The organism is Candidatus Cloacimonadaceae bacterium, from assembly GCA_030693415.1.
In the GTDB taxonomy this organism is placed as follows: domain Bacteria; phylum Cloacimonadota; class Cloacimonadia; order Cloacimonadales; family Cloacimonadaceae; genus JAUYAR01.
Map to the genome: position 1 here is coordinate 48,980 of JAUYAR010000148.1, position 21,183 is coordinate 70,162.

Annotated in this window: 19 protein-coding genes; 11 read left to right on the forward strand and 8 right to left on the reverse strand. The window is 48.9% G+C overall.

From position 1 onward, the window contains the following. The 4 genes from Q8M98_08980 to Q8M98_08995 are packed head-to-tail and all read right to left on the reverse strand — an operon-like array spanning window position 1 to window position 6,100. A complete protein-coding gene (locus tag Q8M98_08980) occupies window positions 1-3,078 on the reverse strand; it encodes an efflux RND transporter permease subunit (GenBank protein MDP3114897.1) in 3,078 nt (1,025 codons plus the stop codon). 10 nt (window positions 3,079-3,088) lie between these two features. Further along, window positions 3,089-4,111, reverse strand: a complete 1,023-nt coding sequence (locus Q8M98_08985; GenBank protein MDP3114898.1) for an efflux RND transporter periplasmic adaptor subunit — start codon at window positions 4,109-4,111, stop codon at window positions 3,089-3,091. 13 nt (window positions 4,112-4,124) lie between these two features. Further along, a complete protein-coding gene (locus Q8M98_08990) occupies window positions 4,125-5,498 on the reverse strand; it encodes a TolC family protein (protein ID MDP3114899.1) in 1,374 nt (457 codons plus the stop codon). A gap of 2 nt (window positions 5,499-5,500) precedes the next feature. After that, entirely contained in the window at window positions 5,501-6,100 is a 600-nt protein-coding gene (locus Q8M98_08995; protein ID MDP3114900.1) for a TetR/AcrR family transcriptional regulator, read from the reverse strand. A gap of 386 nt (window positions 6,101-6,486) precedes the next feature. Here Q8M98_08995 and Q8M98_09000 point away from each other — a divergent pair, with 386 nt between their 5' ends. The 11 genes from Q8M98_09000 to Q8M98_09050 all read left to right on the forward strand — a co-directional run bounded on the left by Q8M98_09000 (window position 6,487) and on the right by Q8M98_09050 (window position 17,696). After that, the gene (locus Q8M98_09000) at window positions 6,487-6,855 is read left to right on the forward strand and encodes a carboxypeptidase-like regulatory domain-containing protein (protein ID MDP3114901.1); all 369 of its coding nucleotides are present in this window, start codon (window positions 6,487-6,489) and stop codon (window positions 6,853-6,855) included. Window positions 6,856-7,079: 224 nt separating this feature from the next. Continuing rightward, window positions 7,080-7,592 carry a septal ring lytic transglycosylase RlpA family protein gene (locus Q8M98_09005; GenBank protein MDP3114902.1) on the forward strand — a complete coding sequence of 171 codons (513 nt, stop codon included), beginning with the start codon at window positions 7,080-7,082 and terminating at the stop codon, window positions 7,590-7,592. 77 nt (window positions 7,593-7,669) lie between these two features. Further along, a complete protein-coding gene (locus Q8M98_09010) occupies window positions 7,670-8,608 on the forward strand; it encodes a pseudouridine-5'-phosphate glycosidase (protein ID MDP3114903.1) in 939 nt (312 codons plus the stop codon). Between the two features lie 3 nt (window positions 8,609-8,611). Continuing rightward, on the forward strand, window positions 8,612-9,454 hold the full coding sequence (locus Q8M98_09015) for a M55 family metallopeptidase (GenBank protein MDP3114904.1): 843 nt from the start codon (window positions 8,612-8,614) through the stop codon (window positions 9,452-9,454). Window positions 9,455-9,475: 21 nt separating this feature from the next. Next, window positions 9,476-10,270, forward strand: coding sequence for an orotate phosphoribosyltransferase (gene pyrE, locus Q8M98_09020; GenBank protein ID MDP3114905.1), 795 nt, complete (start codon window positions 9,476-9,478; stop codon window positions 10,268-10,270). A gap of 176 nt (window positions 10,271-10,446) precedes the next feature. Further along, window positions 10,447-11,781: a class I SAM-dependent methyltransferase gene (locus Q8M98_09025; GenBank protein MDP3114906.1), complete on the forward strand. Its 1,335-nt coding sequence runs from the start codon at window positions 10,447-10,449 to the stop codon at window positions 11,779-11,781. Next, entirely contained in the window at window positions 11,778-12,413 is a 636-nt protein-coding gene (locus tag Q8M98_09030; protein ID MDP3114907.1) for a ribonuclease HII, read from the forward strand. Before Q8M98_09025 ends, Q8M98_09030 begins: the two co-directional genes overlap by 4 nt. A 65-nt stretch (window positions 12,414-12,478) precedes the next feature. Continuing rightward, on the forward strand, window positions 12,479-13,276 hold the full coding sequence (locus Q8M98_09035; protein MDP3114908.1) for a nitrilase-related carbon-nitrogen hydrolase: 798 nt from the start codon (window positions 12,479-12,481) through the stop codon (window positions 13,274-13,276). A gap of 2 nt (window positions 13,277-13,278) precedes the next feature. Next, complete coding sequence (gene ligA / locus Q8M98_09040; protein ID MDP3114909.1) at window positions 13,279-15,270, forward strand: NAD-dependent DNA ligase LigA; 1,992 nt, start codon at window positions 13,279-13,281, stop codon at window positions 15,268-15,270. Beyond that, on the forward strand, window positions 15,267-16,595 hold the full coding sequence (locus Q8M98_09045) for an LptF/LptG family permease (protein ID MDP3114910.1): 1,329 nt from the start codon (window positions 15,267-15,269) through the stop codon (window positions 16,593-16,595). The genes ligA and Q8M98_09045 overlap by 4 nt, the downstream gene beginning before the upstream one ends. Window positions 16,596-16,607: 12 nt before the next feature. Beyond that, entirely contained in the window at window positions 16,608-17,696 is a 1,089-nt protein-coding gene (locus Q8M98_09050) for an LptF/LptG family permease (GenBank protein MDP3114911.1), read from the forward strand. A gap of 81 nt (window positions 17,697-17,777) precedes the next feature. Here Q8M98_09050 and Q8M98_09055 read toward each other — a convergent pair whose 3' ends face one another. The 4 genes from Q8M98_09055 to Q8M98_09070 form a co-directional block, all read right to left on the reverse strand. Then, entirely contained in the window at window positions 17,778-18,125 is a 348-nt protein-coding gene (locus Q8M98_09055; protein ID MDP3114912.1) for a DUF3147 family protein, read from the reverse strand. Window positions 18,126-18,282: 157 nt separating this feature from the next. Then, window positions 18,283-19,242: a radical SAM protein gene (locus Q8M98_09060; protein MDP3114913.1), complete on the reverse strand. Its 960-nt coding sequence runs from the start codon at window positions 19,240-19,242 to the stop codon at window positions 18,283-18,285. A 170-nt stretch (window positions 19,243-19,412) separates the two neighbouring features. Then, window positions 19,413-20,714, reverse strand: a complete 1,302-nt coding sequence (locus Q8M98_09065) for an alpha/beta fold hydrolase (protein ID MDP3114914.1) — start codon at window positions 20,712-20,714, stop codon at window positions 19,413-19,415. A 208-nt stretch (window positions 20,715-20,922) separates the two neighbouring features. Continuing rightward, window positions 20,923-21,183, reverse strand: a 261-nt coding sequence (locus tag Q8M98_09070; GenBank protein ID MDP3114915.1) for a hypothetical protein, incomplete at its 5' end; no start/stop codon positions are given.

Sequence of the window (21,183 nt, forward strand, 5' to 3'; positions counted from 1 at the left end):
TTATTTAGTTTCCAATTTATTAGCATCCTGTTTTGTCGTCAAGTAATAAAATGCAGGAATAATTACCAGGGTCAAAAACGACGATACGATGAGCCCGCCGATGGTAACCGTTCCCATCGATTGACGGAATTCTCGCGCGGAAGATCCCACTCCCAAAGCCATTGGCATCATGCCGATCACGATGGAAAGGGTGGACATGATGATGGGTTTCAGTTTGTGTTGTCCCGCTTCCAAAAGGGCGTCGTGGGTGCTCATGCCTTCGCGTCGTTTGGCATTTACGTAATCCAAGATGAGGATGGCGTTGTTGACCACAATTCCGACGAGCATGATCACCGCCATCATGGAAAAGATATTGATCGCCATTCCGGCTAAAAGCAATGATGCGACCACGCCGATCAGCGCCAATGGCACGGTCGCCATGATCAACAGCGGTTGTGAGAAGCTTTCAAGGATCGCCGCCAGGAGCATGTAGGTGAGCAGCACCGCCAATATGAAGGTGCGCATCATGTCGATCACCGTATCGTTCAGCATTGCCGCATCTCCACCCCAAACGATCTGATAACCAGGTGGCAGCGTCAGCTCTTCCAATTGCTTTTTGACCCCGGTTGTGACGTCTCCAAGATTGGCGCCCTTAGCGATGTCTGCGGAGAATTGGATGGATTTGAACCGGTCGCGGTGTGTGATCTTGCTCGTTCCGGCGGAAAAGTCTATATCGGCAAGCTGGGAAAGTAGATAGCTCTCTCCCCGGATCACCACACTGAGGTTTCTGAGCTTATCCGGTGCGTCAACTGCATCGTCTTCGAGAGAGAGTTTGATATCATACTGATTGCCCGCTTCGCGGTATTGGGTAGAGACGAATCCTTCCACCGACGCGCGTAAGGCAAGGGCAAGTTCATAGACAGTAGCGCCCAAGTCCGCCATGCGGTACCGCTTTGGATTGATGGTTATTTCAGCGCGTCTGCTGCGGGTGCTGGTATCCAGATTGATCATACCGGGGCTGTCCTTGATGCGATCGAAGACCACGGATTTAAGCTGTTCGAGCCGTTGGGTATCCTGTCCCTGCAGGAAGAATTCGATTGGAGAGCCTCCCCCACCAAAGCCTTGTGCCACGCCAACTTTGATTCTGCCGTTGGGGATATCCGCAAGCTCTTGGGTGAGCAGATCCATCATATCCGTCGTGGAGCGTTTACGCATTTTTTTATCCACCAGTTTGATTTCGGCGGAGGCTAGATTTGAGCCGCTTTCCAGTATACTCAGGGTGCCGATATTGGTGATGACATGCTCCACTTCCTTGTGTTTTGCAGTGCGTTCGAGGATGGTTTTAAAAACCGCCGAAGTCTCTTCCAGATTATATCCCTGGGGCAATTCCACCGTGATACTCATGCTGCCCTGATCCATGGAGGGAAAGAGTTCCAATCCCAAAATCGGAACCAAGGCAAAGCTCCCGAGCAGAATTGCAACCGTGATCAGGATGATGCCGATGCTGCGTTTCTTGGAACTTAGCACTCCGCCGAGAAATCTCTGATAGAGCCTGCCAAACTTGTCGAAAATAGCATCGAACCATAGTCCGAAACGGCTGTTGTATTTTCCCTCAGGGATGATCATCGAAGCCAGCATCGGCGTGATCGTAAATGACGATATCAGTGAAAAGATAGTGGCAAATGTAACCGTGAGCGCAAACTCGCGAAAAAACTGCCCCACCATCGATGTCATCGTGGCAATGGGTAGAAAGACCACGATGTTTGTCAATGTCGAAGCCAGCACCGCGACCGCAATCTCTGCTGTTCCTTTGTCCGCTGCCTCGCGTCGTGAATTTCCCATATTCTTGTGGCGGAAGATATTTTCAATCACCACCACGGAATTTGTCACCAAGATGCCCACCGCAGTGGAAAGTCCCATCAGAGTTAGGATGTTGATCGTGAAGCCCGCCATTTTGATAAACACAAAGGTGGAGATGATGGAGATCGGCATGGAGAGTGCCACGATGAGCGTGGAACGCAGGTCATGCAGAAACAGAAACAGGATCAATCCCGTGAGCAAGATGCCCATCCAGATGTTGCCAAGCGTATCGCTGACAGTGCTGCGGGTGAATTCCGAATCGTCTCGGATGATCCTGAGCTGCACTCCCTTGGGCATTTCCTTTTCGATCAGGGGTAGTTGTTTGCGCACTTCTTTGGCGATGTTGACCACGTTTCCATCGGCGCTCTTGGTGAGGGAAAGACGAATGATGTTTTCATCCAGTTTCTTTTCCGCGGCGTTGAAATAGATCGCGCGGGAACGGACATCTTCAATTCCGTCCTCGATCTGAGCAAGCTGCGAGAGTTTTTTCACTCCGAAGGCGGTGGGGATATTGGCATCCGCAATCTCTTCGATGCTGGAGAATTCACCCTTGAGACGAACGGAATACTCCTGTGAGCCGCGAATGAAATTGCCGGCAGGCATATCCATATTCTGCGCAGCTAAAATCTGCATCAACTGGGGCAGCGAGAGCTTGTTTTCAAAGATTACGCTGTCCTTGAGTTTCACGTTGATCTGGCGTTTGTTGCCACCGGTCATATTGACTTGGGCGACTCCTTCGATTTGGGCAAAACGGTCTTTGAGCTTGGTGTCCGCAAGCTCATAAAGTGCTTTTCCGTCCATGTTTCCGGATAGCACGATGTCCATGAATGGAAAGGCGCCGATTTCAATTTTTTGGACGGTGGGTTTCTGAGAATCAGCAGGCAGTTGGTTGATCACGGCATCGATCTTGTCCTTGACTTCCTGATTGGCGATATCCACGTTTTTACCAAGCTTGAAAGCGATAACGACGATGCTGACGTTTTCCATGGAATAGGATTGGACGTAATCGATCTGACTGACCGTCGCGACCGCGTCCTCCAGATTGTTGGTGATCTGGGATTCGATCTCTGCCGGTCCCGCTCCCGGATAAATGGTCTGGATCGAGATAAATGGAATATCCACATCCGGCATCAGATTGAGCGGCAACGACATATAGGCAAGCGCGCCAAAGACCACAAACACCATTATCGCCATCGTCACCAGGACGGGGCGAGCTATAGAAATTTTGGCTAAAAACATGCAGAGCCCCTTATTCGATCACGCGGATAAGTGCGTTTTCGGCTAATTGATTGATGCCTTCCGTGATCAGCGCATCTCCGGGACTGATGCCTGAGAGCACTTCATATTCAAGCTGATTGTCCAAACCCGTCTGAATCTCCACACGTTTAGCACGATTTCCCTCTGCCAGCCAAACAAAACGGGATTCGTTCTCGGATACGATATGCGCTCTTTCCACTACCAGAACATTGGCTTTGGAAAGCACGTTCAGGCTGACCTGCGCTGTGCTCCCATAGCTGATGTTTTTGTTTGTTCCGGGAAAATCGGCTTCCACGCGCACCGCTTTGCTATTGGGATCCACCGCCAGTCCGATCCGGCTAATTTTGCCTTTGAGGCTGTGAGTGCCGATCACTGCTGTGGCGGGAGTGCCAACGCGTAGGTTTTTCACTTCGGAATCCGGAACCATCAAAACCGCTTTGTAGCCACCGGTGCCGGAAACTGTGAAAAGGTCTGCACCGTGAGACACTTTTTCCGCCTGATTGACGAAGATATTGGTGATGACTCCGCTGATCGGAGCACGCACTTTGATCATCTGTTCGGAAGCTGCCAGATTTGATTTGGAGACCTTGTATGCGTTTTCGCGGTTATCCAGATCCTGTTGCGAGATGGCGCCCTGGGCAAAGAGACGCTGCATGCGTTCATAAACCTGTTTTTGAGCGTTGAAAGCGGTGCTCGCCTGTTCATATTGAGCGGCGGGAGTATTTTGCGGAAAACTCATGATGAGCTGTCCCTTGCTGACGCGTTCGCCGATTTGCGCATGGATCTGAAGGACGATATCGCTCACCATAGCTTGTGCGGTGGATTCCTCGATTCCGTTCAAGATGGCGTTGTAGCGCAATTCTTGAATGAAAGTGCTTTCCGTCATGGCTTTCACGCGGACGGGAATGCCTTGTTCCTGTTGGATCTGCTGCATGTTTTTGCTGTCGCTTTGTTTTTTCCCGCAGGCGAAAAGTCCCACGAGTATGATCAGTGCCAAAAGTATGATTCTCTTCATTTTGAATTCTCCCTTAAAGGCGGATGCCGATGGATTTTTGCAGATTTCGCTCTGCCGATATTACTTCAAAGATGGATTGATAGTATTGTAGTTTCAATGCCGAAAGCATGATCTGGGCGTCGAAAACCTCGAGCTGGATGCCCATCTGATTGTCAAAACGCACTTGGGCAAGCTGCAAGCTACGCTCCGCCAGCCGGATGTTTTCGGATTGAACTTCATAGTTTTCCAGCGCGTGCTGCCAGCTTTGATAGTTTTGCTTGATCTGCATGGCGATCAGCTCTTCGGAGTCCTGCTGCTGAAGCCTTGCTTTCAGATAACCGTGCTTTGCATATTTGCGTTTCGAGGTATTGGAAAACCCCGTGAACAGCGGAATCTGAATGCCGATGCCGATCGTGTAGCGACTGCCGAAATCTTTGCGTTCAATGCCAAATTCATCCGCTGCGGTATAGATCGAATAATCCGCTTGCAGTGCGACGTTGGGCAGATAGTTGCCTTTTTCCGCGTTCCATCTGATCTGCATTATCTGGGTATTGATATCCGCCAATTCAAGCTCGATGCGATTGTCAATACCCTCGCGGATGGCATCTTCAAGCGTGATAATCATCGCTGGGGGCAGCACAAACTCAGCATCAGGGATGATGTTTTCATCTGCGGCTCCGATCTGTCTGCGAAAAGCGGTTAGCGCGAGTTTATAGGTGTTTTCCGCTTGAAATACCTGTGGCTTGAGCTTTGCCACTTCGAGACGGGCTCTCAAAAGATCAAATTCCGAGACCTGTCCTTCGCGATAGAAGGCTTCCACCCTTTGCAGATGCCGGTTGGCTGTCGCAAGTCCGTCGCTTTGCACCTGCTGAAGTTTCTGCGCCAATAAGCATTGATAGAATAGCTCGGTGGTTCCGAGCACGACGTTCTGTTCCACCAATTGCTCCATCAGGCGTTGTATGGAACGGTATCTATCCACCGCACGGATGCCGTTGATCAATTTCCCGCCGAGAAATAACACCTGTTGAAGCTGCACTTGCATCGCCAGGGAGCCTTCATTTCTGGGGGAGGAGGGGATCATTGAATTCACCACCGCGTCGAGCGCTCCGGCAAGATATTCTTCATTTTCGGTTGGGGCATCAAGCTCGGAGGAAAAATCCACCCGTGGTGGCATCAACCCATCCGGCAGCCAGGTTTTTTTGAGCGTGTAACCGCCTTGCAGCATGACCTGCGGCAAGAGATAGCCGCGCACGTCATAATAGGTCTGTTCCGCTTTGAGAACTTCTTCACGCGCCATCAGCAGCTCTTTGTTGTTTCTGCGGGCGAGCTCGATGCTTTCCTCAAGAGTGATTCCGCCTGCCAAAACAGTGATTATGCACATTAGTGCAGCAAAGATGATTTTCTTCATCGTCATCCTCTTTTGATTATTCCATACAATATCATATTGATCAAAAACTCATGATCGCGTTCGATGCGCTTGATCAGGCGCACTTCGTCGTTCAATACAAAGCTGGTGTCCGTCAGTAAAAACCAGTCGTTGATGATCTGGCTTATTCTTGCCGAGTCAAAATCCTCCGCCAAAGCGTTTTGCTCTATGCCAATATCCATGATTTCCCTGAGTATGTCATACATCTGATTGCGGTTTGATAAGCAAGATTCCTCCACCCTATTTTGATAGCTGAGGGGGATTGCGTTCATGGCATCGACCAGCATCGGCATGTGGTCATTGATATATTTCACCGGCAGACGCAGAAATTCACCCAACTTGTCTTCAAAACCATCGCTCGCATTGATTCTTTCCCTGAGCATACCAAAGAACTCTTCCGTCTTGATCCTCACTACTTCCAGGAAGATATCTTCCTTACACTGGAAATAGTAATAGATCGTCGCCTTGCCGATTCCGGCGCTGTTGGCGATTTCCTCCATAGAGGATTTTGTGTAGCCGAAACGGGTGAACAGCGAAGTCGCCGCGGCTATAATCAGCGTTTTCTTCTCGCTTGAAGCAAGCATTCGAACCTCATATTATGTTTATAAAGAACCCATGATCAAGTATTTGCAAAAGCATGAATTCTATTCGACCCAATTTCTCTTTTCGGTCGAAAATGTCAAGAACAGAATATCAAGAAAAGAATTTCTGACTTTCAATGGCTGGCATGCTGCTCTCCGCCTTGGCTGCGTTAATCAAGCCTTAAACAAGCGTTAATCAAGCGTAATAAAACTAACGCTTGATTAAGGCTTGATTAACACTTTGGATGTAGCGCAGCATGCCGATGCTGCGGAGGAAATGGGAGGAAATGGGTGGGTGGTGGCATCTTTCGGGTATCACTTTCATAATTGCACGGCAGTTTATTGTTGACAATTATTAGCCCGGAAACTATCTTATACTTGAGGTATTTATGAAAAAGAGAATGATCATTTCAACCGCCATAGTCTTGGTTCTGCTGTTTTGCGTCCAGCTCATCGCCAAACCCTATAACAGGATAGCCAAGCGTTTGGTTGTAGTTCAGGGAGTGGTTTCAGACACCAATGGTGATCCGATACTCAATGCCGAAGTACGAATATTCAACATCAGTAATGTCCCCGCGTTGACTAATGATAACGGATTCTACCATATTCAGAGAGGTATCATTAGTTCAGGATTCCTGTTCATCAGGGTAAGCAAGCCGGGTTATACTACGATGACAAAAACTAATATCATTGTGTCTCCAGACGGACCCTTCAGCTTTGTTGTCGATTGCACGCTTCCCTTTGCTGCAACTAAATAATTTAGCCTAACACGTTCATAGCTGGATGATCAAAAGTCATCCTCTTCCCTGCTTATCCACCTACAGAATCCGCCGTCTATTGACGATATCCACAATTCTCTTCACCTCTATCAACTCTATATATAGCATATATTTAGGCGCACATAAGTAATATTTTTCTTGACACAAAACGAAGAACTCAAAACGCTGTCCTTGAGATTTAAGCAAAAACAAACGAGAAAATTATGAGTAAACAATTGAAAAAACTTCTCGCCACCTTTTTTGCGTTTCAGTTGCTATTTATAGCGCCTATTATCGCAGAATCCGTGTCGGGATTGGGAAGCGACGAGATCATGCTGGAAAATGCAGCTTTGGTCATCGATTCCCTGCATACCCAAGAACCCCCTGGGGCACCGCCGGGTGAGCGTATGGTGGCTTCCTACTATTATGGAAAGTTTCACGGACGCAAAACCGCCAGTGGTGAACGCTTCGACCAATATGCACTTACTTGTGCGCACAAATCCCTCCCCTTTCAAACAATCCTCAAAATCACCAATCTAAAAAACGGCAAAACCGTTGTCGTCCGCGTCACAGACCGCGGGCCTTTCATCCGTGGCAGAGATATCGATCTTTCCTATGCCGCGGCAAAAGAGATTGGGATGCTAAAAACTGGCGTCCAACGTGTGGATGTTCAGATTCTCGAAAACAATGACAAAGAGTTCGTGATCGCATCAGAGAAAACCCCTATCACTCAATGAGAATCGCCTGGAATCAATCATTATTCCCCCGCGGTGATAACAATTAATTCCAATATATCATCTCAATGAGAGGCAATGTGTTAGATGGACTGAACGTCTCTATCGTCATGTCTCAAAGCGTCCGCAACGCACTTATTCATAACCAGCCTGTTGTGGCGCTTGAATCCACTGTCCTGGCTCACGGACTCCCATATCCCCGTAATCTGGAAGTATTTCACCGGCTCGAAGCGCTTTTATGGGCGGCTGACGTAGTTCCCGCCACGATCATCGTGCTCGAAGGAAAGGCGCACGTGGGGATCGATGAACTCTCTTATCGGGAGATCGAAACCATTCTCGCGCATAGGGATCAGCATCAGGTGTTCAAACTCGGGATGAGAGATATTCCCTACGCGTTTGCCAAAAAACTGAGCGGTGGTACGACCGTTTCTGCAACAATGAGGTTGGCGCATCTGGCAGGCATCGATATCTTCGCCACCGGAGGAATCGGCGGAGTGCATCGTCTCTGGCAGGAAAACCTTGATATTTCCAGCGATCTGAGCGCTTTGGCGAGGATTCCCGTGACGGTGGTTTCCGCCGGGTGTAAGGCGATTCTGGATATCCCCGCCACGCTGGAAGTGCTTGAGACAAAAGCTGTTCCCGTGCTCGGTTGGCAATGCGACTGCTTTCCCAGATTTTATACCCGCGAGAGCATACACATGATTGACAGTATTGCCAATGAAGCCGAATTCGCAGCTTTTCATCAATTCCATCAAATCACCAATTTACCTGCCACCGGCATCCTGATCGCCAATCCGATACCTTCTGAATTTGAGCTCCCGTCCGAGCAAATCGATCCCTTCATCGAGAAAGGAATTGCCGCAGCCCGGGAAAATAATATCCGTGGAAAAGCCCTGACACCTTTTCTGCTTGACTTTCTGGCGGGAATCACAAAAGGTGAATCCGTGAGAGCCAATCTGGCGCTATTGGAAAACAACGTCCGGCTCGCCGCATTGCTCGCTAAGGCTTTGAAAGGATAGAAGATGAAATTGTATCTCTCGATCGACATGGAAGGGATGCCCGGAACCTATAACTGGGATCAGGAAAAAACTGATCGAGCGACGGTGAAAAGCCTCATGAGTGCTCACGTGGAGCTCGTTCTCAAAGAGATTTTACAGCATCCTAAGGCTTCCGCGATCGAAGAAATCGTGATCGCCGATTCTCACGCCGGAGGGGATAATCTGGGTTTTGAGATCACTGCTTTGGACAAAAGTATCTGCCTCATATCGGGAGGTCCGAGACCGAGATATATGCTGCCGGATTTTGACGCCGAATATGACCGCGTCTTCCTGCTTGGTTATCACAGCGGCACCGGCGCGTTGATGGGAAATATGGATCACACCTATTCAAACAGCCGTGTTCACAAGATATTCATCAATGACAAAGCGATGAATGAAGCGCTGATCAATGCCGCCTACGCGGGATACCATAAGGTTCCCGTGGCTTTGGTGACCGGGGATGAAGCGTTGCGAAAAGAACTCTTTAGGGAAGATGCCATGCCCTGGCTCGATTATGTGAGCACCAAGCGCGCAGTGGCAAAGTTTGCCGCTAAGAACTACTCTTCGCTACGGGTCGATCTCCAGATCAAAAATGCCGTGGAAAGAGCCTTGAACAAGGATCGGCAGGCAATCCCCCTCTATTCATTTTCAGCTCCCGTAAAGCTCAATATCGAGTTCCATTCCACCGCGATGACGGACGTCGCCTGTCTCATGCCATACGTCAAACGTCTGGACGGCAGAAACATAGAGTTTGTGGAAGATAACTATGGCATCGTCTTCGAAGCGCTCATGGCGTTGGTCACGTTAGCTTCAACGGCAAGCATGTAATATTATTACAAGGAGATACAAATGGACAAGCTGGTTACGATCAACAAGTATAACGACATCTTTGAAGCCGAATTGGCAAAGGGACTGCTCGCGGATAACGGTATCGAAGCCTTTCTGCAAAACGAACGCCTCATGTCCATTAGTCCCGCATTGGCAACGGGAAAGATCACTGTCGAACTTCAAGTGTGGGATAACGATGCAGAAACCGCCAGGCAAATTATCGATGGCGTGATGCAAAGAGATGATGTCGCGCAGATATTAAGAAACGAAGATGCCATGCTGGAAGGTCATTTTCTCTTGACTTCGGGCAAACATAGCAATATGTATGTGGAAAAGATCCGTTTGCTGCAAAACCCCGCCGCTACCTCGAAGCTTTGCGAGAAACTGTGTTATTTGCTCGATGAATATGACTTTGACTGCGTGGTTGGTCCTGCTTGCGGCGGCATCGTTTTAGCTTTTGAAGTGGCGCGGCAATTAGGTAAACCCTTCCTCTTTTGCCAGCGTAAGGACGGCGAAATGACCATCCGAAGCGGCTTTGACCTTTCGGAGATCAAGCGCGTCGCCATTATCGAGGATATCGTCACTACCGGAGGCAGCGTCTTTGAAGTGGTCAAGTGCCTGACCGGCAGAGGGGTAGAGATCGCAGTGATCGCAGCTTTGGTGGATCGTGGCGGTGGCTTGGTGGATTTTGGCTACCCCTTCCGAAGCCTTTTGCAGCTTGTGATCCCCACTTGGGAAGCGGACGATTGCGAACTCTGCAAAGAGGACGTCGTCTTGGTCAAACCCGGCAGCAGCGATAAGATACGTCTAAATTAAAATAGGAGTTTCCGGCGTTGTCAAGTATCGCCCTCATATCACTCTGTGGCGCTGATCAAAAGACACATCATGATGTGTTGCAGTTCTTCGAGATTCCTCCCGGCTTACGGGTCTGTCATTTTCTGATTGGGAAGTGTGAGCAGCCGCCCGAGCGTTCTGATATTCAGCAGATACTTATGCCCGGCACTGATGAAGAAGCAATCGTCTCTACTGCCAACCTTCTGAAAGACAACGACACCCGGCTCCTCGTTTTCGCCACTTCCGTTTCTGCTGATCTTTGGGAAATAGGAATTGGGAAAAGCGGCTTACGTTTCTATGAGCATCCATCCTTCCGCGTTCTTGATGTCGGCAGTTCCCCAAATGCTTTTCCGGATATAGAGCTTTCTTTGCATTTCGATCTGGGCAGAAAACGCTTTTGCGCGCTTGCTTCAGAAGCCGATGGCTTTGATTCTGATCAGAACCCGATTGGCAAAATCTATCTCTCGGCAGAGGAATATCTGCGCAGCAGTGACACCGGCGAGATATTGATCACTGCAAACCGGGACATGCTTTCAGCGTTATCCGCAATAATACCTTTCAGTGAATACCGGATGTTTGATGATTGCGTCGCCATCAACCTCCAAACTGAGCTTGCACAGACTTGTTTCACGCGGCAATATAACGAGCTTGCCGGTTTTGCGAGGCTTGCCTTGAGTGCGGAAAACGGTAAACTCCGTCTTATAGACATCGATGCGCTACGCCTTGAGCAAAAGGGTTCATATACTTTCTTTGCTGAATATTACGATCATTATATGTCTCACGTGGACTATGAAAAATGGCTGACCATGATCTTGGGTTGGTGCAAGAGCTTTGGAGTGAAACAGTTGAACCGTATTTTGGAGATTGCCTGTGGTACAGCAAACATCGCCGAAATCCTCGTCCACAAAGGCTTTCAGGTTGATGCCTGTGATTGCTCGCCCTTCATGCTGCACATGGCGGCACAGAAACTTTTCAAACCAAATCTCTTTCTCTGTTCGATGACAGAGGATCTTCCGCGAAAGAACTATGACCTCGTATTATGTCTTTTTGACAGTATCAATTACCTTCCCCGCAAATCCGACATCAAGCTCTTGTTAAAAAATACCTGGCAGGCGCTGAACCCCGGAGCTCTCTTCGTTTTCGACATCTCCACCCTGATGAACAGCACCAAGAATTTCTCTGATGCTACTCAGATTTCACAGGTCAGGGACGGCTGTCTCGTGCATCAAGCCAGCTACAACTACAACACCGATAAGCAGAACTCACGACTGGTGCTATTCCGTAAATCCGGCACGGTCTATCATAAACATGAGGAAAACCACGTGCAGCGCGTCTATCGCAACTTCGAGATCATAGAATTAATCGCTTCATCGTCATTTCAACTACTTGGTATTTTCAGCTCCGAAACACGGAAAAATCTATATCACAAAAGGGCTACCGATATCGATGACAAATATGCCCGGCTCTTCTATGTACTGCGGAAAGAAGCATGAGCTCGCTCTACGAAAGAGACTTGGAGCTTTTGGTAGAACATAGCAGAATCATCGGGATCGATGAAGCCGGTAGAGGCTCCTGGGCGGGACCGGTGGTGGTCGCAGCTTGCATTCTTGATTACGATTTCCCGATCGTGGGATTGAACGACAGCAAGAAACTGGGCTACTCGCGACGGGCGGAACTCTATGACCGGATTGTGCTTAGCTGTGTATCATACAAGATCGTGGAGATTACTGCGGATTATATCGACAAGCACAACATCCTAAGAGCGACGATGCTTGGCATGATCCAAGCTGCTGACGCTCTGACCCTTGGGCACTGCCTGATCGACGGTAATCAGATCCCCAAAGGCTTTCCCTATCCTGCGCAAGCGGTAGTGAGGGGTGATGCTACCCATGCCTGCATCGCAGCCGCCTCGATTTTGGCAAAAGTGCATCGCGATCGTTTGATGGAAAAGCTGCATCTCAGCTATCCAAGGTATCGCTTCGACCTGCATCGCGGCTATGGCACAAAACTGCATCTCTCAGCCTTGCAAGAACATGGCGCCTGCAAGGAGCATCGCATGAGCTACAAGCCTCTGCAATCCTTGGAAACCGCTGTTGCCGATCATGCCGTGCAGAACGATCAATAAAGAGCTTGACCAAATCGGCAGAGCGCAGAAAATTGAGAAAATAACGAGATCGAGAGGTAATTAGCATGGAATACCGAGTTTCCGTTTTGCAATATCAGCCCCTGCTGTTGCAAACCAGGGAGAACCTTGAGCGCTTGGAATCTATGCTGCGTGATCTCGAAAGCGACCTTGTGGTGGCGCCTGAGCTGGCTTTGAGCGGATATGTATTTTCCAGCCCGGACGAGGTGAACCAAGTGGCGGAAGAGATACCATCCGGCTACTGTTTCCAACACCTGCGCGATCTCGCCATGCGGCGGAACTTTTCGCTCGTCTATGGTTTCGCTGAAACCTCTGAAGGGCTTTTTTACAACTCTGCCGTGCAGATCAATCCGGACGAAACGCATCATGTATATCGCAAGATCCATCTTTTCAACCGCGAAAAGCTCTTTTTCACGCCCGGGGACAAACCCTTTGCCATGACCGAAGGCAAAAATGGGGTCAAACTCGGGATGATGATCTGTTTCGACTGGCAGTTTCCTGAATCCTCACGCAGCCTCGCTTTGCAGGGCGCGCAAATCATCTGTCATCCGTCCAATCTGGTTCTTCCTTGGTGTCAACAGTCAATGATCACCCGCTCGCTGGAAAACCGAGTCTTCAGCATCACCTCAAACCGCATCGGCACTGAAAAAAACGGCGAACTCGAAGAGTACTTCACCGGTCAGAGCCAGATTCTTGGCACTAAAGGCGAAATCCTCCTTCGCATGGGGGATGAGGAATGCGGAATCCGCACTTGCATCATTGATCCGGATCAAGCATTGGATAAATCCACTATTCCAAGAAACGAAGTCTTCAAAGACAGAAGACCGGAACTTTATACTCTTTGAACATGGAAAAAGAAAAGCTGCAAGCGGAAATCACCAAGCTTCGCGCTGAGATCGAACGGCACAACGTGCTCTATCATGAGCTTGCCAATCCGATCATCAGCGACTTTGACTTTGACCAGCTTGTCAACCGCCTCAAGGAGCTGGAATCCCAAGCCCCCCAAGCGGATGAATCTCCTCTGGACAAAGTAGGCAGTGATATCAAACCAGGATCCAAGGTTATTCCCCATCGCCAACGCATGTATAGCCTGGACAACGCATATTCCCTCGCGGAAGTGAAACAATTTATCGAAAAGATCGCTATTGAATTGGGATATTTTCCCGATGTCGATCTGGAGCTCAAGATCGACGGATTCAGCATCAACCTCTTCTACGACAATGGTTTGCTTGAATATGCCACCACTCGCGGAGACGGCGTCGAAGGTGAAGATGTCACCGCTAATATCAAGGTGCTCGGGGAAGTTCCCCAAAACATCTCACATCCACATCCCATTGAGATCCGTGGCGAGATCTACATCCCCGTCGGCGATTTCCTTGCCCTAAACGAAAAACGCTCTGCCAATGAGGAAAAGACCTTTGCCAATCCCCGCAACGCCGCAGCCGGATCGATCAAGCTCAAAAACAGCGACGAAGTACGCAAACGGCATCTGAAAGCGCTGTTTTATACGGTGGGCTACAGTGAATATCTTAACATAGCGACCCAATCCCAATTGCTCCATTTCCTTGCCAAACAAGGTTTTCCGGTGGATAAAACGGCAACGCTCTGCCGCTCTATTGTTGAAGTGGAAGAGTACTGCGCGGACTGGGGAAAAAAGCGTTATAGCCTCCCTTACGAAATCGACGGAGTGGTGATCAAGCTGAACGAACTGGCTCTACAAAAGCGTTTGGGCTATACGAGCAAAAGCCCCAAATGGGCGATCGCCTACAAATTTAAGCCGGAGGAAAAGGAAACCCGCCTTTTGGAAGTGCAATATCAGGTGGGACGCACCGGAGCGATCACTCCCGTGGCGCTTTTGGAGCCCGTTTACATATCCGGAAGCACCGTTTCCCGCGCTACTTTACACAATGAAGACGAAATAAACCGACTTGACTTACATGAAAGCGACACGATCCGCATCGTCAAATCCGGCGAAATCATTCCCAAAGTGCTTTCCATCGTGATCGGAAAACGAGATCCCAAGAGCGCACCGATCGTCTTCCCCAAAAACTGTCCGGTCTGCGACAGCGAACTGATCAAGGACAGCGAAGGCTCCATCACCTATTGCTCCAACTCTTTGTGCCCGGAGCAGTTGCAAAGACGCATCGAACACTTTGCCTCCCGCGAGGCGATGGATATTGCCGGTCTCGGAGAAGCTCTTGTATCGAGGCTCTTAAACGAAGGGCTGATCCACGGCGTTGCCGATATCTACGATCTTGATTTCTCCCGACTGGCAAAACTTGACCGCTATGGTGCAAAATCCGCTGAAAACCTTGCCAAAGCAATAGATAAATCCCGCGAACAAGGCTTTGACCGCGTACTTTTTGCTCTTGGCATCCGATATGTGGGAGCGATCACGGCACGCAATCTGGCAGAGTATTTTGGCGATCTCGATTCCCTGATCAAGTCCGACCGCGAGACGCTTTTAAATGTTACTGAGGTTGGAGCCAAGATCGCTGACGCTCTGACTGCCTATTTCAAAGTTCCTGAAAACCTGAGGCTGATCGAAACTCTCAAACATCGGGGCTTGAACTTCACTTTTACGAAGAAACTGAGCTCGAATGCGCTGATAGACAAGACGTTTCTCATCACCGGCAGTTTGGAGAGCCATGGCAGAAAGGAGATGGAGAATCTGATCATGTCCCACGGGGGCAAGATCGTCAGCAGCGTCTCCGCCAAACTGGACTTTCTCTTAGTCGGCGATAAACCCGGCTCCAAACTGGACAAAGCCATTAAACTCGGCAGTGTAAAAATCCTCTCCGAAACGGATATCCTTGCCATGTTGGAACTTGGAAAGTGAAGATTCTTTCCCGCTATATTCTCAAGGAACACGTCGTTCCCTTCATGCTTTCGCTCTTGGTGGTCACTTTCGTGCTGTTGATCGACCGCGTCATCGATTTGCTCGATCTCATACTCGAAAAGAAACTGGACGCCGCTACGATCCTGCAAGTTTTCACGCTCTCATTACCCTATATGTTGGCGCTATCGATCCCGATGGCGGTCTTGGTGGCTACGATTCTCGCCTTTGGCAGGATGACCGTCGATCGTGAAACCATCGCCATGAAATCCAGCGGCATCAACGTCTATGCCATGATCCGTCCACTGCTCATAACTGCTTTATTACTAACGGCGTTGATGGTCTATTTCAACCACTGGTTTCTGCCTAATACCAATCACAAGCTCAAAAACCTGATGATCAAAATCGCCTACTTTCGTCCGATGACCATCATCAAGGAAGGCGAATTCACCACCCTGATGGACTATACCGTCTATGTGAAGAACAAAAGCGAGGACGAACTCTATGACCTGTTGATCTATGACCGCAGCCAGACGACGCTCCCCCGTATCATCGTCGCCCAAAGCGGACGCGTGATCCAAAAAGACAACGGCAACAGTCTCCAGCTCATTCTGAAAAACGGCGAAATGCACGAACGTAACGCCAAAGAGCCTGCCAAATACCAGCTCAGGGAGTTTGAAAACTTCGTGGTCAATATCCGCAACCTCGGCGCAAACATGGATTTTGGCGAGACGGGATACCGTTCCGACCGTGAAATGACCTATGGTCAGCTCATGACCGAAATCAAAGACAAAAAGAAGGAAATATCCCTCAAGCTCGAAGAAACCGGCAATCTGGACAAGCGCATCGCATCGCTTTCGCAAAGACGCACCAGATATGAGCTTGAGGTGGAGAAACGCCGCCTTTCGATCATGAAAAAGATGGCGGAGGATAGAATCAGTGAACTCGAGGAAAACCTGCATTCGCTCAAGGTTGAGTTTCACAAGAAGTTTGCCCTCTCGTTTGCCATCGTGATTTTCATCCTGATCGGCATTCCCTTGGGTTTGATGACGCGTAGCAGCGGCATCGGCATGGCGTTTTCCGTTTCCTCGGTGGTTTTTTTGATCTATTATATCGCCCTCACCGGTGGAGAACAGCTTGCCGACCGTGGTCTGATGAGTCCGTTTCTTTCCATGTGGATCTCAAATCTCGTGTTTTTGGCGCTCGCCATTGGGCTGATCTACGCGAGTGTAAAGGAAAAACAGCTCATCAATCTGCGCCTTCTCTCCTGGCGGATGACGCATCTGAAACTGCGAAAAGAAAGCGTCCCCGACGAGCTGATCCACTAAGAGGATGGATCCTTGAAAGTTCTTGATAGATATATCCTGCGCGAGTTTTTGAAGACCTATCTGATCATCTTCCTGTCCTTTGCGGTGGTCTTTATCGTGATCGACGTGATCGACAATCTACCCAGGCTTGTCCGTGCCGGAGCGTCGGCACAGCTTGCGACGCTCTATTATCTGCTACGTATTCCCTATCTGCTCGTGCTCACATCACCGGTGACAGTGCTGCTGAGTGGGCTTTTTATGATGAACGCTCTTTCCAAACACAACGAAAGCGTTGCCATCCGCGCCGCCGGTATCAGCATCAAGCGTGCAATGCTACCGCTGTTTATCGTAGGGTTTTTCATCAGTATCGGAGTCGCCGTGATGGGAGAATATCTTTTACCCTATGCGGAATCCAAACGCATCCATGTCTATAACGTTCAGATCAAGGGCGAGCAGCCTGAAGACCAACTCCTCAAAGCACGCGTGCACTATCAGGGTAAGGAAAATGACTTTTATTATTTCGGTTTTTTTGACGGCTATCAAAACTCGATCCGCGTGATCGATCTCACCCGCATCGATTATGAAACAAAGCGGGTCACGGAGCACGTCACCGCATCCGGAGCAGTCTGGAAAGACGATCGTTGGATCATGCAGGAAACGGACATTCGCAGGTTCAAGGATGGCAAGCTCACCGAGCATCATTTTTATCCCTCCACCGATCTGCCGCTTTTGGACGTCAAACCGCAGGATTTTATCCGCATCACCAAGAAAACTCTATCGCTGACCTTCATGGAGCTGAAAGAATACATCGCCAGATTGCAGAAAATGGGCGAGGATGCCAACCGCGAAATTGTCGATCTGCACATGAAACTCGCATTCCCGCTCACGAACCTGATCGTGATCTTTTTCTTCATACCCATTGCCACCTCCAATATCCGTTCCAAAGGACGCGGGCTCGTTTTTCTGCTCGGACTGAGTGTCTGCTTCATCTATCTGATCATCGTCCGCGTGATTCAAAGCCTTGGCTACAATGGAGTTATCCCACCCATCATCGCTGCCTGGGCACCGAATATCGGTTTCACCTTGCTTGGTTTTGGCTTTCTTTGGAAAGCCGAGATCTAACCATTCTTTTCAAACGTTTTACTCTTGGCGTATTTGCGCCCATTGGGAATCGGAATTCCCCACCCCAAGCTTGCCATGACATTAGCCTTTTATGTTGAAAAATCCTAATACCAAAATCATCAAATAATAGGCAATAACGGTTAAACCACAAGCCACAAGCAGCGCCCATCCAAAATCAAGTTTCTTGAGGAGCAAGGGTAAACTGATAAATAGAACGAGCGAGGGTATTACCAGCCAAAAGATGGTTGTCGAAAGCTCTGAAACTTTCTCCTTACTTCTGGTATCCACCCATAACCACATCATAGCCAAAACAGATACAATCGGGATAGAGACCAAAATACCACCGAGCAGGCTCGATTTTTTGGCGATTTCGCTAACCGATATAATGATAATTAAGGTCACTATGGTTTTTATGATGTATTGCATCATCAGATCATCCTTTACAGCAATAATAAGTAAACATCGATCGTGCCGGTTTTTATCCCGACAAATAAACTAATGGTGTTCCGGCATCACGACTTTTTGAACAAACTGATATAGCGCTCCTATCTGTCCGGGCAGAACCTGCACTCACCAAAGTTTTTCCTCATCCATAATGGCAGTTCAGACATGTTTTCAGGATATCTCCTTCTCGCGAGCGATGAGCGGCGCGGATATCCCGCATGGTCTTGCAGTTCCAAAGATCATCGATCCTGTCTTTGCTGATATTTCCGAGAAATATCTGTTTTTCGGGATAAATGGAACACCCCAAAGCCGGACACATGGGTACGCGTCCATCGGGACGCACCTGAAATTCCTTGAAGGGGATGCTGCAAAGCGGAATTGTGTTGCGCGCTAACGAGCTTTGCACAAAAACATCTTTCCGATAATCGCTTTCGGGATGTTGCATGATCCTTTGAGACAACACGGTATCGCAGAATCGACCTAAGAAACGGATTTCCTCTTGCTTCGGATGGATGGTTGAGGGGCGCAGCATCAATCTGATTTGGAGGATGGATTTGGCTTTGGTTTTTTCCTTTGCGAAACGCAGCAAGGCGAGGTTTTTCATCAAGAGTGGGTAGCTCGCATTCGGACGGGAATCCTCATAGTTCTTTTCGCCTCCGGCATCGACAGATACTTCGACCAGATCGGCTCCGGAGAGGATAAGGTGTTCTGCCACAGACTCATCCCGCCATTGGCCATTGGTGATCACGGTCAGATAACGGGTTCGTTTTGACAGTTCTTTCAAGATGTAAATGAGCCGTGGATGCAAAGTTGGCTCTCCACCACCGATCCTGATCCGGTTGATCTTGGTTCTTTCCAATTGTTTCAGCAAAGAAGCAAGAACATCATCGTTCATCATCGTCCTCGGATGCGGGAAAAGAGGATTATTGCAGTAAAGACAGGAAAGATCGCAGGCATCAGTCACATCGACCGATAACATTGGGGGATTCGCCAAGTCCGGCATCCGAAACGGAAGCCTCACGGTCAGTATTTCCCTGATCGGAACGCCTTTAGATAGTAATTGCGCGCCGATCTTCAGATCCCGCCAGTAGCGTGAGTCCATCCATCTCCTTCGAGAAAAACCCCTTTTCGGGGAGTTTGAGACATTGCCGTTTGGTCTGATCATGGAACCCGATCCTCTGTTTTTCTAAAATACCTATTTGAGTGTGAATCACGGTCCCAGAAGATAGATAATCTGTCAAGTGGAATGGGCACATCACTTATACAATAAGACTATTCCACTCCCCGGCAAAATTCCACGATCGCTTGCATCAGTCCATCCGCAAGCGGGATATCGGGATCAAAGTAGGTTTTCAGGTTTTCCGCCAGATCGGGAGGAGCGGGTTTGAGCACATGGTTCATTCCCTTGATCAAAATATAGCGTGCCTTGGGATTTGCTTTGGCGAGCAGCTCGGCGTCTTGCACACTGATCTGAATATCCGTGCCGCCCTGAATGATGAGCACCGGCATCGTGAGCTTTGAGATCAATTGTTGCGGATCGGTCTCAAACATCGAGATCAGGTAAGGCTGCACCGACGGACGGAAGATGCTGGACAGTTCATGGCTCACTTTTTCCACTTGTTTTCCGGCATTGAGTGCGCTGAGGATCTCTTCGATCTCGGGAAAATAGGCTTCGCTGCCTTCCTTCAAAAGCTGACCGCGAAGCACATCCTGAAACTTCCTTCCGGCTCCCGCAAGCGAGATAAATCCATCGATCCTGGAGTTTTGCGCTGCCAACATACCCAGCAGCGAACCTTCGCTGTGCCCCATCACCACAATCCGTTTGATCCGCGAATCTTTACGCATCAGTTCGATCCAGCCGGAAACGTCAGCGGCGAAATGACCGACGCGCAATTCCTTTTCGTCAATGTAGGCGGAAGAGCTTTTGCCGACACCGCGTTTGTCATATCTCAGGCTGGCGATACCGTTTTCCGCGAGCCCGATCGCCATCATCAGATGAGAGTCGTTTTTGCCGGGAAGTACGGGAGAATTTCCATCCAGGTCGGTGGGACCGGAACCTGCGATCATCAAGACCAAGGTCAAATCCTTTCTTTTCTCCGGAAGCATCATTCTGCCGTAAAGATTTCCCATGTATGTCTTTAGGAAAGTTTCCTCTTCGATAGCGCCTTTGGGAAGAATGACCGGTTTTCCTTCCACCGCTTCGTATTTGCCTTTGTATATTAGGTTAAATGTGCCTTTGTGCCCCGCCTGTTCAAATGATCCGGTCAGCTTTGCGCCTTCGCGTTTTCCGCTAAAGATAGCGTCCGCGCCGGCAATTGCGAGTAAAAAAACCACCTCTTCGCTCTCATGCCGGATGATCTTAAGTTGCTGAGTCTTGAGTCCCTGGGCGGGAATCGAGATATAGGCTTTCAATTCCTCGGTTTGGACAAAATCCACCAGTATCGGCAGTTCCATACCCATGATCGAAATACCGCCTTCCCAGCTTCCGGCAAAGGATTCCGGCGCAGTAGCTTGCAGCACGGCAATACTCAATAAACTCAGCAAAAACATGATCAAAATCTTTCTCAGTATCATTTTAGCTCCTTTGTTTTATGGTTGATATGGATATTCTTGGCTCTCTATCATTGAAGCGGTATATCTGTCAAGCGATTCGTTTAAGATACAGGTTTCGAGCGCGAGATAATTGGAAAGTAGTAAAATAAAGGTTGGAAAGTGGGTGTTTCACTATTGCATAGCAAACACCGCTTTCGCCATACCATAACTTAGACTCCCTGGAAAAAACTCAATTTTTATGAATTTGCTTTGCCTGCGAGTTTGGGTTAGTAGTTGCCAGTTTGGGCAACAGCATTTCAAAATGAACCTGAATAACTACAATAATCGCAACCAAAGTGGCAATAAGCAACGCGAAAATATGAGACAAAGATATAAAAGCAGATTTACCCTGTTTTTTGACCGTTTTGAGGCAGTATTCGTAGATTCTTTTCAGATTGATGCCCAGCGCCACCAGTTTCAGCCAGAGTTGATGTCGGAATAACCCCCGCAA